Source organism: Haladaptatus ordinarius, from assembly GCF_054177595.1.
Genome location: NZ_JBPEHH010000016.1, coordinates 51,527 through 71,283, shown reverse-complemented (window position 1 = coordinate 71,283; position 19,757 = coordinate 51,527). Strand labels below are relative to the sequence as shown.

The following is a 19,757-nucleotide window of genomic DNA, read 5'->3' as shown; positions in this document are numbered from 1 at the left end:
TCGAAACGACTGATTCAGAACCATCGGTGAACAATGTCGGTCACAGCGGTTGCTACCGCTGTTCTCTCAAGATATCAGTACTCTAGTGGTTTGTAGAATTTGAGATCCCGAACTTGTGGAATTTCGACAACCTGCGATTCGGTATAGTGGTATACGATTTATTCCGTCGGCAGTGGCTACCACCGAACGTCGTCACTGGTGGCTGAGATACCTGCAGAGTACGGATTCACAAAAGTCGTGCCTACGCCGCGGAGTCGATGTCGCCGTCGATGCGAACGAGTCCGAAGTCACACTCGGAGCAACGCCACTTCGTCTTCTCGCCGAGATGGAGGGTCGTACTGGCACAGCGCCAGAACGTCTCCTCGCTCTCGCACTGGGGGCAGTCGTGTTGGATTTCCAGGCTCATATCCACTCTCTTGTCCCCGAGAATTTCAAGATACTGGTTTCGAGTTTACCCGCCCTCGCGTTCGAGGTGGAGCGCGTCGAAGAAACGATGGAGAACCCGGCGGGATGCGAACGCCACCAGTTCGTCGTCGTCGGTGTTCGTGTCGGCGAACAGGCCGAGCGGAATCTTTGCACCGGCCATGTCGGCGTGTCCCCCCGCACTTCCGACGTCGTCGAACGCTTCTTTGAGGACGTTCCCGGCGTGAACTCGTGGGTCGATGGAGCGAGCGCTCATCTCCACGGCACTGTCGACGACCCCGAACACGAGCACCGTGTTCACGCCCTCGACGTTCAGGAGGAAGTCGGCGGCTTGCGCTAGCGAATCGCGCTCGCTCGTCCGTCCAGCGAGGGTAGCGAGGGTGGCACCGCGCTGGACGCGGTTCCGAATCGCTTCGCCGATGGCGTCGACCGTCGACGGGGAGAACGCTGCACCGTACAGTTCTTCGAGCAGTTCGAGGTCGGCCTGCCGACAGACGTGGAGCGCGGCAGCGTACTCTTTGGGCGTTGGCTCGCGGATGAAGTCGATTCGTTCGCGGTGGAGCGCGAACAACAGTGCAGAACCGAGTTGGACGTTCACCTCGATGTCGAGTTCGTCGAGATACTCGACGAGGATGGTCGCCGTCGCCCCGTACTCCGTGCGAAGATCGACGAAATCACCGCTCGGTGTCTCGGTCGAGTGATGGTCGATGACGATGTCGGGCACGACCGAGTCGAGTTCAGTGTGACCGGAGGGTGTCGCGTGGTCGACGAACGCGACGCGGTCGAAATCGTCGACGTCGAACGTCTCCGTGTGTTCTAAGCTCACGTGGAGGAGGTTGATGAACGCACGATTCTGCTGGTGTGAAACCGTCCCTCCGTAGAACAACTCGATGACTTCGACGCCGCTCTCCTCGGCGATCACCGACAGGGCGAGCGCACTGGCGATACAGTCCGGGTCGGGGTTGTCGTGACAAACGACAGCGAGCGACTCGACCCCCGCGAGGTACTCGACCAACTCCTGTGCGCGGGTCATGCTACCTGTTCGACCTGAGTGAGTATCAACCCGTGGATGGAAACCGACAGAAGGCGGCGAAAAATAAACGATATATTGCTATATTGAATTCGTAATCTATCGCTTCCCAGACCTTCGGAGGATGGGGTTCTGATGCGTGCCTACCGGCAAGGAATGTGGGGTATTGTTCGAGTGGAGAATCAGCAGACGTGGCCCAATTCATCGCAAGTAGCGTGAAAAGAAGGCACGCATCACCCGGCTAAACTCCGAAGTTGTGCGCTTCCCTGCTCACTCGAACTCCCACCGCGTCGCGTCGTTCGGATAATCACTCCACGCGAAGACGACATCGGGACGGACGACGAAAAACGGCGTCCCGTGTTCGATTCCGTACTTCGCTTCGTAAGCGGCATCGACCCGGTCTGCGAGGCGAAGGTCGGTTGCCTCGTCGATTCGTTCTGCGACGCCTTCGAGGATGACGACCGTCTCGCCGCTCTCCCGATGGACGGTCACCGCCGGGTTGTTCGTCAGATTGCGCACCCAGCGGGTCTTCTCGCCACCGCCACAGTAGAACGTATCGTCGACCCAGACGCCCCACACGGGGCGTGCGTGCGGACGGCCATCCGGACGCGTCGTCGCAATCCAGTAGTTCTGGTCGCCGGCCATCTGCTCGCGGACGAACCCCCACGAGAGCATCCCCTCTCTGCTCTCGGGGATTCCGTAGCTTCCTTCGGTTTCCGGTCGGCTTCGTCGCGCGCTGTCGTCTCCCACCATACCCCTCGGTACGACGTGACGAGATATAAGAAATACTGAAAACGAGACCGAAACATCCCTCGTGGAAACTGGGACGATAGCTTACTTTACCGTCGCGTTCTATTGTCCGGCCATGCGTTCGATAACACTGTACTCGCTCGATGGGTGTCCGTACTGCGAGAGAGTCCACGACGCGCTGGACGAGGCGGGCGTCGAGTACGAAACCGAGTGGGTCGAGCCACTGCACTCGAAGCGAGACGAGGTCAAACGCGTCAGCGGTCAGCGTGCCGTCCCCGTGCTCGTGGACGAAGACGGCGGAGTCACGATGGCCGAGAGCGACAACATCGTCCGATACGTGGAGCAATCGCTCGCATGAAAATCTACACCGGACGCGGCGACGCGGGCCAGACCGACCTGCGGGACATGTCGCGCGTCTCGAAAGCGAGTCCGCGCATCGAGGCCTACGGCACGGTAGACGAGTTGAACGCCCTCGTCGGCCGATGCCGACCCACGGGTCACGACGACGTGGACGACCACCTGCGCGAGATTCAAAACCACCTCCACGTCGTGCAGGCCGACTTCGCAAATCCGGAACCGGACGAGGACGACCCACGAATCGATGCAGACCACGCCGACCTGCTCGAATCGTGGATGGACAGCTACGACGAGGAACTGGACCCGCTCACCTCCTTCATCCTCCCCGGCGGGAGCGAGGCGGGCGCGAACCTCCACCACGCTCGAACCGTCTGCCGTCGGGCCGAGCGCCGCGCAGTCGCGCTGGCGAGCGAGGAAGACGTGAACGACGACGCCGTGACCTACCTGAATCGGCTGTCGGACGCACTGTTCGTCTTCGGGCGCGTGGTGAACAAGCGCGACGGGGAACGAGAAGAGAGTCCGACGTACTAACGAGCGTTTGTTTTTACAGTCCGAGTTCCCGACCGATGACGAGGTGTTGAATCTCGCTGGTTCCTTCGCCTATCTCCATCAACTTGGCATCGCGGAGGAACCGCTGCGGGGCGAAATCTTCGGTGTAGCCGTAGCCGCCGAGCACCTGCACGGCGTCCTCGGAGACCTCACGGGCGGATTCGCTGGCGTCGAGTTTCGCCAGCGCGCTCTCGTGGGTGACGGAGTGGCCTTCGTCGTACTTGCAGGCGGCCTTGTGGGTGAGCAGACGCGAGCGTTCGATTTTGCGGTCCATGTCCACGATTTTGTTCCGGATGGCGTCGAACTGCGAGATGGGCTGGCCGAACTGTTCGCGCTCTTTGCTGTAGGATTTGGCAGCCTCGAACGCGCCCTGTGCGATACCGGTCGAGAGCGCGGCGATGCTGATGCGTCCGCCGTCCAGCGTTTTCTTCGTCTGCTCCCAGCCGTCCCCCTCCTCGCCGAGCAAGCGGTCGTCGGGAACGCGCACGTCATCCAGTTGAATCTCGCAGGTCGGCGAGGCGTTGAGACCCATCTTGTCCCAGACGGTCGTGACCTCGAAGCCGTCGTCCTCCTCGGGGTCGACGATGAACGTCGAGATACCGTCGTAGCCCGCGCCGGGTTCGGTGACGGCCTTGACGAGGACGCTTCCGGCGACGTTGGCGTTGGTGATGAACTGCTTCGTGCCGTTGATGACCCACTCGTCGCCCTCTTTCTCCGCCGTGGTGTCCATGTCGCTTGCGTCCGACCCGGAACCGGGTTCGGTGAGTGCCCACGAGCCGAGGTACTCGCCCTCTGCGAGGGGGCGAAGCCAGCGTTCTTTCTGTTCGTCCGTGCCGAACAGTTCGATGGGCTTCGAGGCGAGCGAGATGTGCGCGGCGTACGAGAGACCGATAGAGCCGGAAACGCGACCGAGTTCCTCCGTGACGAGGGCGTACATCAACTGGTCGCCACCGAGACCGCCGTACTCCTCGCTGACTGGGACGCCCATCATGTCGAGGTCGGCGAGCTGGTCGAAGATGTCTTCGGGGAATCGGTGTTCGTTCTCTATCTCCTGAGCGACCGGTTCGATCTCCTCGTCGCAGAACTGCCGGACGGTGTCCCGTACCATCCTGTGCTCGTCAGGAAGGTTGAAATCCATAGTGGATTTTTACGCGGGTTTGGCTATAAAGACAGCGAAGCCCGCCGTGGGCCGGGAACGATTTATGTGCTCCCGGCGTTTTGAATCGGTGATGGGTTTCCGGCAACTGGTGCGCGGCACTATCGAGTGGTCGCGGCTCGAACGGGTGCTCCGCGAACTCGCAGAGCGGTACGACCGGGACGAGATTCACGTCGAGTTCATCGACGCGGACAACTGGCTCTCGACGCCTTGCGTCGTCGACGACCAGTGGTTCGTCAAGATTACGTCGGGACAGAACTCGCTGGTCCACGCTCTCTTCACCAGCGTCCGGAATCTCGGGGCGTTCTCCAGCGGGACGGAAGGTTTCTTCGAACACTTCGACGGGCCACAGGAGATGGCGAGACACGAACTCGAAGCGACACGCGAGATGCGCGAAATCGGGTTGAACGTTCCCGCGCCGATAGAAGCGTTCGAAGCCGACGGGCTGGGTGTGCTGGTGATGGAGTATCTCCCCGACTTCGAGACGTTCGAGGAGATGCCCGAGACGGAGGTGCGCGAGTTCGCGCCCGAACTGTTCGAATCCCTCTCGCGGATGCACGACAACCACCTCGCGCACGGCGACCTGCGCGGGGAGAACGTGCTCGTCGCGAACGACGAAATCTACTTCATCGACGCGACGAGCGTCAACGAAGAGCGAATCGACGAAGCCCGGTCGTACGACCTCGCCTGCGCGCTGGGGTCGCTCGCACCACTCATCGGGGCTCTTGACGCCGTCGTGGCCGCCCGTGAACACTACACCGCCGAGGAACTACTCGCCGCACGCGAGTTTCTGGACTTCGTGAACATGCGACCCGACCACGACTTCGACGCGGCCAGCGTGAAAGGGGAGATAGAGAAACTGGCCGACAGGGAAGCCGGAGAAGCCAGCTAATCGGTCGTCTAAACCCGTTCTCGGTCGGTTACCGTAATCGACCCGTCGAGGACGTGTCGAAAAGTGAACGACGAGGGTCAGTCGCTCTGAATTGGGAGTCTTTTTTAGCGTACCCGTTCGAGTTCTTTCCGAAGATATGAGTCAACAAGCCAGCCAGGAAGTGTCCGGCCACTACATCGGTGGCGAGTGGCACGACGGCGAGGGAGACGAGACGTTCGACAGCGTCAACCCGGCGACGAAGGAGACGCTGGGCGAGTTCCGCCGTGGCACGCCAGCGGACGTCGAAGCCGCTCTGTCGGCGGCCGAGGAAGCCGAAGACGAGTGGGCGAGCCTCTCGTACATCGACCGCGCAGAGCACCTGTGGGACATCTACCACGAACTGAAAGAGCGAACGGACGAACTCGGCGAAATCATCACGAAAGAGTGCGGCAAGGAGATTTCCGAAGGGAAAGCCGACGTGGTCGAGGCCGCACACATGGTCGAGTGGGCCGCGGGCAACGCCCGTCACCCGCACGGCGACGTCGTTCCGAGCGAAATCGGCGCGAAAGACGCCTACATGCGGCGAAAACCGCGCGGCATCGTCGGCTGTATCACGCCGTGGAACTTCCCGGTCGCCATCCCGTTCTGGCACATGGCGCTCGCACTCGTCGAGGGCAACACCGTCGTCTGGAAACCCGCCGAGCAGACCCCGTGGTGTGGTCAGACCGTCGCCGAGATGTTCGAGGACGCGGGCGTCCCGGACGGCGTGTTCAACATGGTCCAGGGCTTCGGTGACGCCGGGAACGCCATCGTCGAAGACGAGCGCGTGGACACCGTGTTGTTCACCGGTTCCTCGGAAGTCGGTCACAAGATTGCGAGCAAAGTCGGCGGCGAACCCGGCAAACTCGCGGCGTGTGAGATGGGTGGCAAGAACGGTATCGTCATCACCGAGAACGCCGACCTCGACATCGCCGTCCACAGCGCCATCATGTCCTCGTTCAAGACGACGGGCCAGCGCTGTGTCTCCAGCGAACGACTCATCGTCCACGAAGACGTCTACGACGAGTTCAAAGAGCGATACGTCGAACTCGCCGAGAGCATCTCCGTCGGCGACCCGCTCTCCGAGAACACGTTCATGGGGCCGATGGTCAACGAAGAACAGGTCGAGAAGTTCGGCAAGTACAACGAACTTGCCCGCAAAGAAGGCGCGAACGTGCTCGTCGACCGCGAAGAACTCGACGACGACGAGATTCCCGAGGGCCACGAGGACGGCTACTGGGTCGGCCCGTTCGTCTACGAAATCGACTACGACACCGACCTCCGCTGTATCAAAGAAGAGGTATTCGGCCCGCATGTCGCCCTGCTCAAGTACTCGGGCGACATCGAGGAAGCAGTCGATATCCACAACGACACCCCCTATGGACTGGCCGGTGCCATCGTCAGCGAGGACTACCGCCAGATCAACTACTTCCGCGATACCGCCGACCTCGGCCTGGCGTACGCCAACCTGCCGTGTATCGGCGCGGAGGTCCAGCTCCCGTTCGGCGGCGTGAAGAAGTCCGGCAACGGCTATCCGAGCGCCCGCGAAGCCATCGAAGCCGTCACGGAGCGTACGGCGTGGACGATGAACAACTCGAAAGATATCAAGATGGCACAGGGACTGTCGGCGGACATCAAGACTGAAGAGGAAAAGTAAGGAACGCCGAGCGTAGCGAGGTAGCTTCTTACTTTTGTTTTTCACCGAGAACGAAGAGACGCACAACAGGGTGCTGTCGTGTTCGTCTGCCAGCAGGTGAGCGTATTTTTATTAGCAGGAGGGAGCGACTACAACTATGGATAGAGACGACCTGGTTACGTTCGGTCTCGTACTCGGAGCGGCCTCGATTACGTTTCTCTTGGCTGGTCCGGACGACGGCGCGTCGATACCGCTCGCGTTCGTCGTCTTCGGAGCGTTCCTCTTCGGCAAATCGTTCGTCAGCACGGTCCGTGACTGAGCTTCGATTCCCGTGAGAACGGTCTAGAAGGTGGATAGCCGAGTTCGAAGGGTGGAAGACGAGGCGAGACGACGAGGTTGGATGCGGCTTCCGGAAGCCTGTGTGGGTTCCGACCAAACCCACGAGATGGCGCACAGTCCCAATGCCGACACACGACGAGAAAAGCGTCGTACCTCGGCGTATATTCCTTTTTCCTTCTCCTTCATAAATCTGTGCAACGCGACCAGCGTCGTAGGGTTCGGCAATACACCGTTAAAGCAGGTTGCGTGTGCAACATGGCTGTTTACTGAAATCGCGGCCATCGCTTTGGATGCTATGAGTGGAGACACGCTCAACGACCTGTTCGAAGAGGGACTGAAAGAGATGTACTACGTCGAGAACGAACTGCTCGACGTACTCGACGAACTCAGCAGCGAGGTCGACCACGACGACATCGAACACGCCTTCCGCGAACACCGGGAGGAGACCGAAGAGCACGTCGACCGCCTCGAAACGGTGTTCGACCAGATCGGCGAGTCGCCCGAGAAGAAGACGGTCCACGCCCTCGACGGGCTCGTCCAGGACCACGAGGAGTTCACCGAAAGCGACCCGGAACAGAACGTCCACAATCTGTTCGACGTGGCCGCTGCCGAGAAGACCGAACACTTCGAAATCGCCGCGTACGGTAACCTCACGTTCATCGCCGACAAACTCGGCCACGACGAGGCCGCCGACCTCCTCGAAGCGAACCTGCGCGAAGAACAGGAGGCCCTCGACGAACTCAAGTCGCTCACCGAAGACTACGACGTGGAAGCCGTTCCTGCACAGGGCTGAGTCACCGCTACCGAGTTCGATAGTATTTTTCGGGTCGAAGTTCGGAGACTCGATTCTATCGCCCCTTCCTACTTCCAGTAACTGCGAACGTCCCTCACACGCGCTTGCTGACGTAGGGACCGTCCTGATGGTAGCCGAGTTTGTTTCGGTAGTACTCCCGTGCGCCGATGCCCGAGATGACGCTTACCTTGTCGAATCCTGCGTTCGCCGAGAGTTCCTCGGCTTTCTCCATCAGGCGACGTCCGTAGCCGCGGTGCTGGTGCTGGCTGTCCTCGCTCTCGGAACCGACCGACACTTCGCTCCCGTAGACGTGGAGTTCGCGGATGAGCGCCGCGTTATCGAGTTCGCGGCGCACCGGGTCGCCGGGGAAGCGCAGCCGAGCGAAGCCGACGAGGAGGTCGTTGTCGAAATCCTCAAAGCTGATGAAGTGTTCGGTACCCCCGGCGGCCTCGTAGGTCATCACGTCCAGTTCGACCGATTCGGGGTCCTGGTCGTTCATGCCGACCTCGCGGCAGCGGATGCAGTCGCAGGTCCAGCCGTGGTCGTCCATCTTCTGGCGCGCGAGCTGGCGGAGGTTGGACTTCCACACCCCGGCGTCGATGAAGTCGGCGGGGATGTCGCGCTGGACGCGCTGGAGGCGGACGTACTTCGGGATCATCGACTTGATTTCGGCGACGAGTTCGGCGGCCTCCTCGTTGCGGAGGGGTTCGTACTCGTCTTGGTACCACCAATCGTAGGTCGCGGTGCCGCGAACCACGAGGGTCGGGTAGATTTTGAGGTAGTCGGGTTTCCACTTCTCGTCCTCGAAGATGCACCGAAAGTCCTCCAGACACATCTCCTTCGACATACCCGGCTGGCCGGGCATCATGTGGAAGCCGACTTTGAACGCCGAGTCCCGAAGGCGCTGGTTGGCTTCGATGGAGGCCTGTGCGCCGTGCCCGCGGTGCATCTCGCGATTGATGCGCTCGAAGGTGGTCTGTACCCCGACTTCGACCTTCGTCCCGCCCAGGTCGAGCATCCGGTTTATCTGCTCGGGGTCACACCAGTCGGGTTTCGTCTCGAACGTCGTGCCGATGTTGCGCACGCTGCCCGTCTCGTTCTCGGCGATGACGTCCTCCAGATAGCGGAACTCGTACTCCTCCGGACTCTGGGCGAAGCTTTCGCCCTCCGCCGGTTCTGGTTCCTTGTCCACGTCGTAGTCGTTCATCGCCTCCAGGGCGCGCTTGACGAACCACTCCTGATAGTCGTGGCTCCGGGCGGTCATCGTCCCGCCCATCAGGATGAGTTCGACCTTGTCGACGGGGTGGCCGATTTCGCGGAGTTGTTCGAGTCGCAGCGTGACCTGTCCGTAAGGGTCGTAATCGTTCTGTACGCCCCGCGCCGCCGCCGGTTCGTGGCCGGTGTAGCTCTGAGAGGAGGAGAACTCCGACGACGGTCCGCCGGGACAGTAGAGACACTTCCCGTGCGGGCACTGGTGCGGGCTAGTCATGATGGCGACCGGCGAGACGCCCGACGCGGTGCGAACCGGTTTGCGCTGGAGCACCGCTTCCAGCTCCTCACGGCGCTCGTTCGGCGCGAAGTCGAGTATCTCGGAGTTCTTCGGCACTTTCGGTGCCGAGTGCTCCGAGCAGGCGTCAAGTTTCGCACGCTCCACGTCGTCGCGTTCGATTTCGCCCGCGAGGATGCGCTTGACGAGGTCCTCACAGACCTGCTCGAACGCCTCCGTCTCCGTGGCGTCCGGCGTCTCGGTGCTCATTACGTCGTATCTGGTTGGTTCTGTCGGATAAGCGTGTCGTCTACGAACGATTTGGAGTCGAACCTGATGAGTGGAACAGTTTTTTCGATGAGTGGGCGACGACGAAGGTGAGACTACCGTGAGGCTAGCTGACGCTTGAGCAAAGCCACGCCTACGGAAGAGGGGAGCTCTTCCGTGGCCGAGGAAATCTTCGATTTCCCCCGGCCCTCGCTCAGTCAGTCACTCGTAGCTTCGCCACTCGTTCTCCTTCACTCGCCCGTTGCCACGGGAAGAGACAAGCTCTTCCCTGCCGTTGAAAACGCGGAGCGTTTTCAAGACACCAAGACAGCAGGCCGGGCCTGCCATGGCAGGCCCGGCCAATCCTAAGCCGACCAGGCGCTTTCGACGGTTGATCGTCTTCCGAATTCTGGCGTAAACCGTCAGCCAGCTCCCGGTGGCGGGCCCACCAGCCACTGGCGGGCCTGGTGGCAACGGGCGAACGAGGGAACGACGGAGCAGCCGCAAAGCGGCTGCGAGAGAGCGACCGAGTGAGGGCGTGGCTTTGTTCAAGCGTCAGCTAGTCTCACGGTTATTGACATACAATTCACACGCCACAATCCCGCTCTCCTCGTGAACGAGCGTGCGCTCGAACAGTAACGACTGTTACAACGCCATGGACAGCCGCCAGTACAAATCAGTACAGTTCAGTACATCCCGAAAAAGAAACGTTCAGCCGGTCAGTTCACGTGTTCGCTGACGGACTCGATGACCGCGTCCAGTGCCGCCTCGCGCTCGCCGCGGAGGAACTCGAACTTCCCGTCGCGCGTGCCGACGGGGACGATGCCGGCGTTGGGTGCGCGCTCTCGAACCGAGTCGGCGATGTCGCGAACGTTGACCGCCGCGTCGCTTCGGATGTGAATCTCGTCCTCCGCGAGGCCGAGCGTGACGTTCGGGCCGCCCGGTCGCCCCGTGATGTCGTGGCGGTGGAGCGCATCGAGGAGGACGGGCGTCGACGGGAAGTCGAAGCGGTGCGTGTAGGCGTCCGTGTCGAGGACGGTGAACGTGACGCCGTTCGCGCCGCGCACGGAGAGGTTCGGCTCCGCAGTGTCGAGTTCGTCGTCGAGTTTCTTCCGGAACTGCTCGCTGATGTGCTCGGCCAGGTCGCGTTTGGCGTGCTCGAAGAGCAGGTCGGTGATGAGTTCGCGTTTGTCCTCGTAGGACTGGTAGTAGGCCTCGAGCGCGACTGCCTCGCGCAGGGCCGTGACGTGTGCTTCGTCGTATCCTGCGTCTTCTGCCAGTTCGACGTACTCGGTCGGTGTGTCCTCCCAGTAGCTGACGGCGGGGAGGTGAGCGACGTCCTCGCGGACGTCGGTGTTGATGTGGGCCGCGACGTTCGCACCGAGGACGCCCGCCGGGACGCTCTCGTCCGCGTCGCCGAGGAACGGGTTGACGACGACGGATGCCGACTCGGTAACCTCCTCGTCGGGATACTGCGTGTCGATGACGACGTGCGGTGCGCCGTAGATGTCGACCAGGTCGAGACCGTCGCTGGATTCGGTCGTGCTTCCGGCGTCTACGAGCACGAAGAGCGGGAGCTTCTCGTCGTGTCGAGCGCGGTTGTCGAGCATGGTCGTCGCGTCCTTCGTCGCGTCTTCCATGTCGTAGAAGCCGCCTTCGAGGGGTCGACGGTCGAAGAAGTGATACTGCGCGTCGCTTCGGGCGTGCTCGTCGCGGACCAGCGGGAGAACGGCACGTTCCAGTGCCGCTCCGGCCACGTAGCCCTCGGCGGTCGCGTTGTGCCGGACGATGACGGGACGGGATTCGATGACTGCGCGGCGAATCGCCCCGGCGGCGTCTCGGATGTCCTCGTGGATCGACTCGACCAGCGAATCGTCGGCGAGGAGTTCGGCGTCGGCAGGCTGGGCCTCGCTTTCGAGTGCTTCGCTCAATCGGTCGTGGACGGTGGCTTCCTCGTCGTCGGTGAGCGCGTCCAGGTGTTCGGTCTCGACTTGCAGTTCGTTGTTCCGGAGTTCGACCTCGCCGACGAGTCGAACCACGTCGCCGGTGTCCACTTCCGGGTACGCGCGGACGCCAGCTTCTTTGAAGGCGGCACAGTCGACGACGGCGGTTTCGTCGCGGACTTCGAAGACGGTCGGGCCGCTAGTCTGACTCGCACCGACGATTTCACCTTCGATTCGGACGCGGTCGCCGACGCGGTCACCGAGGGTCTCGATGGTAACGCGCTCCGGTGGCTCTTCGTGCTCGGGAATGGTCGCGCTTCCGACCGCAGTTCCGGACCCGTCGGTCGTCGTTGGCGGGTCTCGAGACTCGCTCGACGACGATTGCTCGGGGGCCGGTCGTTCGTCGTTCGTCTGGTCGTCGTTCGATCGTTCGGACTCGGCCGGTTCGTCGGGGAGATACGAGTTCTCGCCGTCGTGGACGAGTTTGCCACGGAACTCGCGTTCCGACTGGCGAATCGACCAGCCGAGGTCGACGTTGCCGTTGTCGCGGACGCCGAGCACTTCGACGTACACCGTGTCACCCTGGTCCCAGTCGAGCGTTTCCAACCTGCGGTCTAGCTCGCTTTTGTGGAGCAGGCCGGTGACGTGGCTGCCGATGTCGATGAAGACGCCGAAGTCGGCGAATCCGTCGACGGTACCTCTGTAGTATCGCCCCGGAACGAGTTGGTCCGGGCGGTTACCTTCGAATTCGAAGAGGACGTCTTGCTCGTGACTGGCGCAGATGTCGCCGTCGGCAGACGCCCCGCAAATGACGCAGTTACCCATTTATACTGGAAGAAAATAGGCCCGGCCTAAAACGGTTGTCGAAATCCTGGCGGCGTTCTCGACCTTCGTGAGAGAACGAAAAGCGTCTCGGCGAGGATTCGACCGGCGACTCGTCGGTCTCGTCTTCGGTCGATTTCCGACGAGTCGATGCGGGTCGCTCCGGACGCGGAACTGCACGTGGTCGGTAGTTACTACCTCACGGCATCGAACCTCGAAAAATCTTCTCGCCGAATCGAGCGCGATCGACCGGAGTCACCGGTCAGTAGTAGTAAAACGAGAAGTCGTCACCGCAGTGATGACAGTCTACTCGTCTTCCTTTCAGCCGTTTGTCGTCGGGGTGGCGGGTGTCCCGCTCTACCATATCGACCGTCGAGGCGTTCCCACAGTGGGGGCAGCCGACAGTCATCGCTGACTGGGACATACTGACTCCTCAAGGGGCTAACCACCATAGTTATAGTCTCACTAAAGAAATATATGTGCCTTGTGTTAACGTATGACTATGATATTAGCGTCGGGTTAAGTCTCTCGATAGCGGCGGCCGACGACGAGGGCGACGACGTTCAACGCGAAGAGAAAGACGAACGTCTGGCGTTGTCCGGTCGTTTCGAGGCCTGTCGCTAGCAACGGGAGGTAGAGAAACGGAAGCGCGACCGCAGTCCAAAAGCCGACGAACCGAATCGGGGTCGAGAGCGATATCGTGGACAGTTCGCGCTCTCGGTCGTCTTTGGAAGGGTTTTCCGTCACTTCGGGGTCTGTTATCGTGGACATGCTCCGCAAACCATGCTACGACGTAACATGGTATTATTATTGTGCCCCTAACGAATCGAACTAAGCGACCGTCTGACGGTACGCGAAGGAAGAACCTCGTCGGAGGTTACTCGAAGACGGGACTATCGTCTTCGAGCATCTCGATGTCTGCTGCGATTCTGCGGACGTGTTCGGGGAAGAGCGCCACCTGTACTTCGTTGCCCTCGTCGTCTTCGAACACCAGTTTGACGCGCTTGTCGCCGAACTCGCGCGCCTCTGCCGACTCGACGTCGAACAGTTTCGCCGACCCCGTCTTGTTCGACGGTCCGACGTTTTTGATTGCCCCATCTTTCAGTTCGACCATGAAATCGTCGATGCGCACGTTGAGCATACCATCGATACGGTGTCCTTGCTTTAATTACCAGGGGACGGCGTCCGCGAGCGCGGGGAAAACGGAGACGAGTGCACCGAACCCACGGAACCCGTAGCCGAACACCAGTGCCGAGGGTATCGCGGTCACGACGACGGCCCGGAGGAGCGACGTCCCGTGGACTTCGCTCACGCCGACGGCGAGCAACACCGCTCCGTACAGCGTGCAGATAGCGCGCAGTTCGGGAACGGGTAGACCCGCGAACAGACAGGGGGCGACCGAGTAGCCGATGACCTGCACCGTCTCGCTGATGCCCGCCCGATCGGGGACGAAAACCATCAGCAAGACCGTCTGAAGCGCCGCCGTCAGGTGGAGTACGGCGGGTGCGACGAACAGGACGACCAGCACCAGCGCGAGGACGTTCGTGAAAAGCGGTCCGCCCGCGATATCACCGACGACCAACCCGCCGAACGTCATCCGCGAGGCGACCTCGACCAGCGTCACGAGGACACCGAACACCATCCCTGGTGCCTGGTCGCCGGGTGCGACGCCCACGTCGAAAAATCGCCGGGGGCGAACGAGCACCTCGACCCACGCACGGACGATAGCCTGCGGGCCGCGGTCGCGCCCGCCCGTCGGATTCTCGACCCACTGTGTCACGGTTCTACTAGTCGGTACGGAGGGTATGACAGTTCCGACATCGCGCTTCGTAGGACTCCTTTTCGCCGACCAGAATCGTCGGGTCGTCGACGTGTGCTGGTTCGCCGTCGATGAGTCGCTGGTTACGCGTCGCCGGTTCACCACACGCCGCGCAGATCGCCTGGAGCTTTTCAACGTACTCCGCCAGCGAGATGAGTTGTGGAAGCGGGTCGAACGGTTCGGCCCGGAACGTCTGGTCGGTGCCGCTGACGATGACGCGCCTGCCGTCCTCGGCGAGTCGTTCGCAGACCGCGACGAGTTCCGCGGAGAAGAAGTTCGCCTCGTCGACAGCGACGACCTTCTCGCCGTTCAGTCGTCCGGGAATCTCACGGACGCCCTCGTCGTCCGGTTCCACGACTGTCGCTTCCCACGACGCGCCGTCGTGCGAACCGACCGTGCCATCGCCGTAGCGGTCGTCCAGCGCCGGTTTGAACACGGCGACCTCTTGACCCGCTATTTCGGCGCGGCGGAGCCGACGCAGGAGTTCCTCGGTCTTCCCGGAGAACATACAGCCGGTAATGACCTCGACCCACCCGCTGTTCGTGATTTTGTGCATACCCGAACTGCGCTCAATCCGGCGTCAAAAGGGTTGCTTATTCGAATCGACCGTCTCGAAAGAGGGTCTCGTGTGGTACTCACACGCAGTACTCTCTGAAGCGTCTCTCTGACTCTGCCGGGATGCAACTAACCGAAGAGATTACGATGGTTCGTGTTACCTACGAGTCTGGGAAAACCTTTTCGTCGGAGGAACTCGATTCCAGTCGTGATGGTGTCGGTGTGCCGTAGCCGTTCACCAGTGTGCTCTGGATGAGTGTACTGTGGCCGCGCCGCAGCCGCTCGGAAATCGCTTGATGTGTCACACCGATTTCCTCGGCCAACTGTTCGGCCTTCGTCTCGCGTGGAATCGAGTAATAGCCGCGGTCGTACGCGAGTTGTATCGTCGTCCGTTGCTCCTTGGAGAGTCCGTATTGGTCTGGCCCTTCGCCCGAAAACTCCGTGACCTTGTGAACGTCGAAATCGATCCCTCGTTCCTTACAGTACTCGTGTGTGCGATTGACCGAATCGTTGTCGGAAAACAAGAACCGAAGAGACCAGCTATCGTCCCTGCCAGTCGCAGAGAGTACCGTTCCGTTCTCTTCGACGAGAGCACGGACGAGCACGTCGATTCGATCGACCCACTCTAGCCGATAGAGGCAGTCGGTGTCGAATTCGCCGACGAGTTGGTACGAAGCGACGGTCTCGTCGGCCGCGAACGCCCGTTCGATCACGTCCCGGTCTCCTGTCCCTACCCAGATGTACGGCATCAGGCTGTCGTGATTGTACACCACCACTTGTTTGACGGTGAAGGTGACCGTCTCGAGCGTGTTCAGCGTATGTTCGAGCGCAAAATTCTCTGCCGGGAGTTCGACGTCGAGGAGGGTCCCAACCATATCACTTCTTTTGTTAACCGATGTTCAGCAGCTGTCCCGAATGTATCCCACGTCGCTGGCACCCCGTTTTTCGAGTCGGACGACCCCGCGTAAGTGGGTCGGCATCCAACTCCTGGTAAAATCGACGTGTGCGTCCATCGTGTACCGGAGTAGCTGAGCTCGCTCGACTGTCGGACACCATCCACTGTGTGATAATCCGGGTGACTTCATCACTGTACGGGGAATCTCTCCTGGCTACGAAGATAAATGACCGGGCGCGAAATCAACGGCTTTTATAAGCAATGAGAGAATGACGGGTTTTCGTCCACGAAGCGTTACTCTTCACCGGTATCGAGCAGTAACGTGTTCCGAACGAGGTTTGCAGAGGCCCGTCGGATGCGCTGGGACGTGGCGTTCGAAGAGATGCCGAGCGTGTCCGCCAACTCTTCGTTCGTGGTCGAACGTGGAACGTCGAAATAACCCGTCTGCACGGCCGTGATCAACGTATCGTACTGTTCTTCGGTCAGTCCGAACGTGCCTTGGCGTGATAACTTCGGGGACGAGAGGTGATTGACCTCGAATTCGTGGCCTCGTTCCGCGAAGTAATCTCGGAACGACGAAACGTCACGTTTCTCGGCAAACCTGAGTTTCAGATTCCAGACGTTTCCGGTCGCCTTCGCTTCTAAAATCGTCGCGTCTTGATCGATAATCTCGTTGATGAGTTCCACGAACGACTCGACCCAGACGACCTGATACAACGTACTCTCCTCCGTTTCCTCGATGATCGATGCAGTTTCGACCGTCGGATCGTCCTGAATCACCTCGTGAAACGTCGTTGGCTCGTCGCTGGTCGTCCAGAGAAACGGCATCACCCATTCGGCGCTGTGAGTGGCGAGCCGTTCCGCTTCGACGGTCGTCTCCGGAACGGCTGTGAGCGTCTTGCTCAACGCGAACGACCGTGCTGAAACGCTGATATCCGCGATGATGCTCATATACGGGGTCGTCTATGAAGTGAGATAAACCCATTTGCCGTCGATGCAGTTCGTATCGTCGCCGAGGAGTTTCACTGTACGATGGTTCGCTCGGGACGGCTACTCGACTGCGCCGACGTTTTCTTCGCTCTCGAAGCTCGCGGGACACGGTTCGATTCGGGCGTATCGAACCGTCTGCCGTCCGAGCGCAACGACCCTGTCTTCCAGTTCCTCGTCAGTGAACTCGCCGTTCATCACCGCACTGTGTGCCCGCGGCACGGCGGCTTCGTAGGGGAGCACCCACGCGTCGAGCGACCGGCAGACGGACCGAAGGTGGTCCATCGCGGTGATGGGAAAGCGCCCGCCTGCGACCGCGAGCAGACCGACCGTCTTGTGTTCGAACTCGTCGAACCCGCAGTAATCGAGGGCCGTCTTCAACACCGAAGAGTACGACCCGTGGTACATCGGCGTCCCGAGGACGACCGCGTCCGCCTCTCGCACGCGGCGTTTCAGTTCGGGGGCGTCGCCAGTCTCCCGAACGTCCGCGTCGAACAGCGGGAGGTCGAACTCGCGCAGGTCGACGAGTTCGCCGGTTCCGCCCGCTTTCTCGACGCCCGAGAGGACGCGTTCGAGCGCGAAGCGAGTGGTGCTCTCGTCCCGCAGGCTGCCGCAGATGGCGACGACGTGTGGCTGATCGGTCATGGAGAGAGATAGGGGTGAGACGACGAAATAGCTTGTAGTCGGCTCTCGTCGGGGGCGAGTCGGTCTCTCTACCGCTTCAGTCGCACGACCCGCTCGCCGCTATCGTCCCCGTCGTTTTCTAGCTCCACCAGCCCGTCGTCGGCCAGGTCCGAGCACAACTCGTGAAGCCACGTCTCGCCGTGGTCGCCGCCGTAATCCACCCTGACACGAGGGCCGAGTTTCGAGAGCGGGAGTTCGTCGTACTCTCTGAGCACCGAGACGACGCGCCCGCGGAACTGCCGCCGAGAGCCGTCGAACGTCGGTTGCGTGGGCACGTCGGGGGCGGTGAAGTCGCCCACTTCGTAGGCGTGACACCACTCGCGCCAGGGACAGCCTGCCGCGTCGCAGGCGGGCGTCTTCTCGCAAGCGACGCCGCCGAGTTCCATGATGGCGTTGTTCCAGACGCGCGATTCGCCCGCCGGCATGAGTTCGCTCGCGGCCTCCTCGAAGGCGGTGTCGTCGTCCGGTACGTCGAACGCCCGGTAGAGGACGCGTTTGACGTTCGTGTCCACCACGGCGTTGCCCTCGTTGAACGCGAAGGAGGCGACAGCGTTCGCGGTGTACGGGCCGACACCCTGCAAGTTCTGGAGGTCGTCCGGCGTCTCGGGGAACTCACCGTCGTACTCCGAGACGACCTGCTTTGCCGCCTCGTGGAGGTACTTCGCGCGGTTGTTGTAGCCGAGGCTGTGGCTCGTCCAGAAGCCGACCACGTCGGAGCGGTCTGCCTCGGCGAGGTCGGTAACGGTCGGCCAGCGGTCTACGAACGCTTCCCACGCGTCGACGACGCGCCCGAGTTGCGTCTGCTGGCTCATCACCTCCGAGACGAGAATGGCATAGGGGTCGTCCGTCTCGCGCCACGGGAACGACCGGTGGTCGTGTTCGTACCACGAGACGAGGGCGTCGCGTACCGCGTCGGTGTCGTCCGGAAGTGACCACGCCGTGTCGGTCATCGTCGACGCTTCGGCTGGGGACGGTTTACCGATAGCGGTTCGGAGACGAGAAACCGTACTCCCGTCCGCCGAGAGCAGCGACTGTGTCCGCGAACGTTCGTCCTCCCCGGTGTCGCCTTCGCTCTCGGTCCGTGTGTCTCGTTCTCCCTGCGAGCAGGCCCGTGGCCCTGGTTCACGTCGGGACTGACCTGTCTCAGCGACGCGCTGGTGTCGAAAATGACCGGACGCTACACCCTCCGTCGAACGACTGACTGCTGTCGTGAAACGGGCCGGAAACACCACCGACCGCGCTGGTCGACCCACGTTACCGTGGGTCACGGAGAACGTGTAACCTGAAGGCTTATAGGCCGTTCGTCGCAATCCAACGAGAATGCACGTCCGGCCCGCCACGCTGGTTCTCATCGGCGTCATTATCATCGTCGCCCCCATCGCGCCGTTTGTCTTCGCTCACAATCCTGCAGCGTGGCTGACGCTCGGAGCGACGTTCATTCTCGCCGGTATCGGAATGGCGTTTCACCAGCGTCGCGGCGGTCGGTCGGCGCAAGAGTCGAGTCCGGAATCCCAACACTTCATCGTCTGTCCGCACTGTAGCGCCCACAACTTCGCCAGCAGGGACGACTGTCGGTACTGCGGCGAGGAGTTCTAGAGCGAAAGCGGTATGCCGACGCCGTCCAATTTCCCGGCCATGAGTTTAGACGACCTGACGGACGACGTCGAATCCGCGTACGCCACGTTCGACGAGGAGTTTACCGTGTCGCTCGACCGGGAGACGCGCAACGAACTCGCCATGCTCAGCGCCGCCCTCGATCCCGACGAACCCGACGAACTGATTCGGCGCGCCGTCCACGTGCTGTTTCAGACGACGGTCGAAACGGGGAATCTCGATTTCCACCTCCGTGGCACCTACGACGTGACCTACGATGAGTATCTATCAGGCATGACCTTCGAGGAGATGACGGGAGCCAACCAGATTCCCCAGCGTGACGACGAACGGCGATATCAGTTCTAACTCTCAGTCGACCGCCAGCGAAACCACGCCTTCTGTCCGATTCCACTCGATTAGGCCGCAGTCGTCGAACTTCGGGAGGTGGACGTGCCGGAGGGAAGCGCGTGCATCGACCTCGTCACGTTCGACGCCGATTGCGCCGAGATGCTCGGCCAGTTCGGGGATGCCCACTCGTCCGCCGTCCATAGAGAGGCGAGCGAGGATGGCCTGACGCGACTCGTTGGCTAGCGCTTCGTGGAGTTCAGGTGGCACGTCGAGAAGCGTGTCCAGTCCGACCGTCTGCGCTGCGTTCCGAAGCGACGGAGAAGGCGATCTCGACGAAGCGGCCTCGTTACCGGATGGTGGTCGATTCTTCATGGCTGTCGTCCGAGAGAAACGGTGTTTTTCCGATAGGGGTAGT

Annotated in this window: 24 protein-coding genes; 8 read left to right on the top strand and 16 right to left on the bottom strand. The window is 61.3% G+C overall.

Annotated features, from left to right (window positions below):
• Window positions 1–241 precede the first annotated feature (241 nt).
• From ACR3FF_RS08480 to ACR3FF_RS08470, 3 genes are all read right to left on the bottom strand, one after another.
• Entirely contained in the window at window positions 242–406 is a 165-nt protein-coding gene (locus tag ACR3FF_RS08480; RefSeq protein ID WP_458187556.1) for a DUF7838 family putative zinc beta-ribbon protein, read from the bottom strand.
• A 45-nt stretch (window positions 407–451) separates the two neighbouring features.
• Window positions 452–1,456, bottom strand: coding sequence for a DHH family phosphoesterase (locus ACR3FF_RS08475; protein WP_458187555.1), 1,005 nt, complete (start codon window positions 1,454–1,456; stop codon window positions 452–454).
• Between the two features lie 267 nt (window positions 1,457–1,723).
• Entirely contained in the window at window positions 1,724–2,206 is a 483-nt protein-coding gene (locus tag ACR3FF_RS08470) for a pyridoxamine 5'-phosphate oxidase family protein (RefSeq protein ID WP_458187554.1), read from the bottom strand.
• 112 nt (window positions 2,207–2,318) lie between these two features.
• On the opposite strand from ACR3FF_RS08470, the gene ACR3FF_RS08465 reads away from it, so the two are divergent.
• The gene (locus ACR3FF_RS08465) at window positions 2,319–2,561 is read left to right on the top strand and encodes a glutathione S-transferase N-terminal domain-containing protein (protein WP_458187553.1); all 243 of its coding nucleotides are present in this window, start codon (window positions 2,319–2,321) and stop codon (window positions 2,559–2,561) included.
• Window positions 2,558–3,091 (top strand): cob(I)yrinic acid a,c-diamide adenosyltransferase, encoded by a 534-nt coding sequence (locus ACR3FF_RS08460; protein WP_458187552.1) that lies wholly within the window; start codon window positions 2,558–2,560, stop codon window positions 3,089–3,091. The genes ACR3FF_RS08465 and ACR3FF_RS08460 overlap by 4 nt, the downstream gene beginning before the upstream one ends.
• A gap of 13 nt (window positions 3,092–3,104) precedes the next feature.
• Here the strand turns inward: ACR3FF_RS08460 and ACR3FF_RS08455 are convergent, their stop codons facing one another.
• On the bottom strand, window positions 3,105–4,247 hold the full coding sequence (locus ACR3FF_RS08455) for an acyl-CoA dehydrogenase family protein (protein WP_458187551.1): 1,143 nt from the start codon (window positions 4,245–4,247) through the stop codon (window positions 3,105–3,107).
• Window positions 4,248–4,338: 91 nt separating this feature from the next.
• On the opposite strand from ACR3FF_RS08455, the gene ACR3FF_RS08450 reads away from it, so the two are divergent.
• The 4 genes from ACR3FF_RS08450 (at window position 4,339) to ACR3FF_RS08435 (ending at window position 7,943) form a co-directional block, all read left to right on the top strand.
• Window positions 4,339–5,157, top strand: coding sequence for an RIO1 family regulatory kinase/ATPase domain-containing protein (locus tag ACR3FF_RS08450; RefSeq protein ID WP_458187550.1), 819 nt, complete (start codon window positions 4,339–4,341; stop codon window positions 5,155–5,157).
• Between the two features lie 136 nt (window positions 5,158–5,293).
• Complete coding sequence (locus tag ACR3FF_RS08445) at window positions 5,294–6,832, top strand: aldehyde dehydrogenase family protein (RefSeq protein ID WP_458187549.1); 1,539 nt, start codon at window positions 5,294–5,296, stop codon at window positions 6,830–6,832.
• A gap of 136 nt (window positions 6,833–6,968) precedes the next feature.
• Window positions 6,969–7,130, top strand: coding sequence for a hypothetical protein (locus tag ACR3FF_RS08440; RefSeq protein WP_458187548.1), 162 nt, complete (start codon window positions 6,969–6,971; stop codon window positions 7,128–7,130).
• A 315-nt stretch (window positions 7,131–7,445) separates the two neighbouring features.
• Complete coding sequence (locus ACR3FF_RS08435) at window positions 7,446–7,943, top strand: YciE/YciF ferroxidase family protein (protein ID WP_458187547.1); 498 nt, start codon at window positions 7,446–7,448, stop codon at window positions 7,941–7,943.
• 94 nt (window positions 7,944–8,037) lie between these two features.
• On the opposite strand, the gene ACR3FF_RS08430 is transcribed toward ACR3FF_RS08435, so the two are convergent.
• The 11 genes from ACR3FF_RS08430 to ACR3FF_RS08380 all read right to left on the bottom strand — a co-directional run bounded on the left by ACR3FF_RS08430 (window position 8,038) and on the right by ACR3FF_RS08380 (window position 18,351).
• Complete coding sequence (locus tag ACR3FF_RS08430) at window positions 8,038–9,699, bottom strand: tRNA uridine(34) 5-carboxymethylaminomethyl modification radical SAM/GNAT enzyme Elp3 (protein ID WP_458187546.1); 1,662 nt, start codon at window positions 9,697–9,699, stop codon at window positions 8,038–8,040.
• Window positions 9,700–10,415: 716 nt separating this feature from the next.
• On the bottom strand, window positions 10,416–12,464 hold the full coding sequence (locus tag ACR3FF_RS08425) for a DHH family phosphoesterase (protein ID WP_458187545.1): 2,049 nt from the start codon (window positions 12,462–12,464) through the stop codon (window positions 10,416–10,418).
• A 259-nt stretch (window positions 12,465–12,723) separates the two neighbouring features.
• Window positions 12,724–12,885 (bottom strand): hypothetical protein, encoded by a 162-nt coding sequence (locus ACR3FF_RS08420; RefSeq protein ID WP_458187544.1) that lies wholly within the window; start codon window positions 12,883–12,885, stop codon window positions 12,724–12,726.
• A 95-nt stretch (window positions 12,886–12,980) separates the two neighbouring features.
• Entirely contained in the window at window positions 12,981–13,232 is a 252-nt protein-coding gene (locus ACR3FF_RS08415; RefSeq protein WP_458187543.1) for a DUF8028 family protein, read from the bottom strand.
• A 106-nt stretch (window positions 13,233–13,338) separates the two neighbouring features.
• The gene (locus ACR3FF_RS08410) at window positions 13,339–13,602 is read right to left on the bottom strand and encodes a hypothetical protein (RefSeq protein ID WP_458187542.1); all 264 of its coding nucleotides are present in this window, start codon (window positions 13,600–13,602) and stop codon (window positions 13,339–13,341) included.
• A gap of 27 nt (window positions 13,603–13,629) precedes the next feature.
• The gene (locus ACR3FF_RS08405) at window positions 13,630–14,241 is read right to left on the bottom strand and encodes a YIP1 family protein (RefSeq protein ID WP_458187541.1); all 612 of its coding nucleotides are present in this window, start codon (window positions 14,239–14,241) and stop codon (window positions 13,630–13,632) included.
• Window positions 14,242–14,248: 7 nt separating this feature from the next.
• A complete protein-coding gene (locus ACR3FF_RS08400) occupies window positions 14,249–14,836 on the bottom strand; it encodes a thymidine kinase (RefSeq protein ID WP_458187540.1) in 588 nt (195 codons plus the stop codon).
• Window positions 14,837–14,996: 160 nt separating this feature from the next.
• The gene (locus tag ACR3FF_RS08395; RefSeq protein ID WP_458187539.1) at window positions 14,997–15,710 is read right to left on the bottom strand and encodes a helix-turn-helix domain-containing protein; all 714 of its coding nucleotides are present in this window, start codon (window positions 15,708–15,710) and stop codon (window positions 14,997–14,999) included.
• Between the two features lie 314 nt (window positions 15,711–16,024).
• The gene (locus ACR3FF_RS08390; RefSeq protein WP_458187538.1) at window positions 16,025–16,681 is read right to left on the bottom strand and encodes a helix-turn-helix domain-containing protein; all 657 of its coding nucleotides are present in this window, start codon (window positions 16,679–16,681) and stop codon (window positions 16,025–16,027) included.
• Window positions 16,682–16,780: 99 nt separating this feature from the next.
• Window positions 16,781–17,362 carry an NADPH-dependent FMN reductase gene (locus ACR3FF_RS08385; RefSeq protein ID WP_458187537.1) on the bottom strand — a complete coding sequence of 194 codons (582 nt, stop codon included), beginning with the start codon at window positions 17,360–17,362 and terminating at the stop codon, window positions 16,781–16,783.
• Between the two features lie 68 nt (window positions 17,363–17,430).
• A complete protein-coding gene (locus ACR3FF_RS08380; protein ID WP_458187536.1) occupies window positions 17,431–18,351 on the bottom strand; it encodes an HhH-GPD family protein in 921 nt (306 codons plus the stop codon).
• A gap of 370 nt (window positions 18,352–18,721) precedes the next feature.
• On the opposite strand from ACR3FF_RS08380, the gene ACR3FF_RS08375 reads away from it, so the two are divergent.
• Together ACR3FF_RS08375 and ACR3FF_RS08370 are read left to right on the top strand one after the other, a co-directional pair.
• Complete coding sequence (locus ACR3FF_RS08375) at window positions 18,722–18,997, top strand: hypothetical protein (RefSeq protein WP_458187535.1); 276 nt, start codon at window positions 18,722–18,724, stop codon at window positions 18,995–18,997.
• Window positions 18,998–19,036: 39 nt separating this feature from the next.
• The gene (locus ACR3FF_RS08370; RefSeq protein WP_458187534.1) at window positions 19,037–19,360 is read left to right on the top strand and encodes a ribbon-helix-helix protein; all 324 of its coding nucleotides are present in this window, start codon (window positions 19,037–19,039) and stop codon (window positions 19,358–19,360) included.
• Window positions 19,361–19,363: 3 nt separating this feature from the next.
• Here ACR3FF_RS08370 and ACR3FF_RS08365 read toward each other — a convergent pair whose 3' ends face one another.
• The gene (locus ACR3FF_RS08365; protein WP_458187533.1) at window positions 19,364–19,714 is read right to left on the bottom strand and encodes a DUF7344 domain-containing protein; all 351 of its coding nucleotides are present in this window, start codon (window positions 19,712–19,714) and stop codon (window positions 19,364–19,366) included.
• Between the last annotated feature and the right edge of the window lie 43 nt (window positions 19,715–19,757).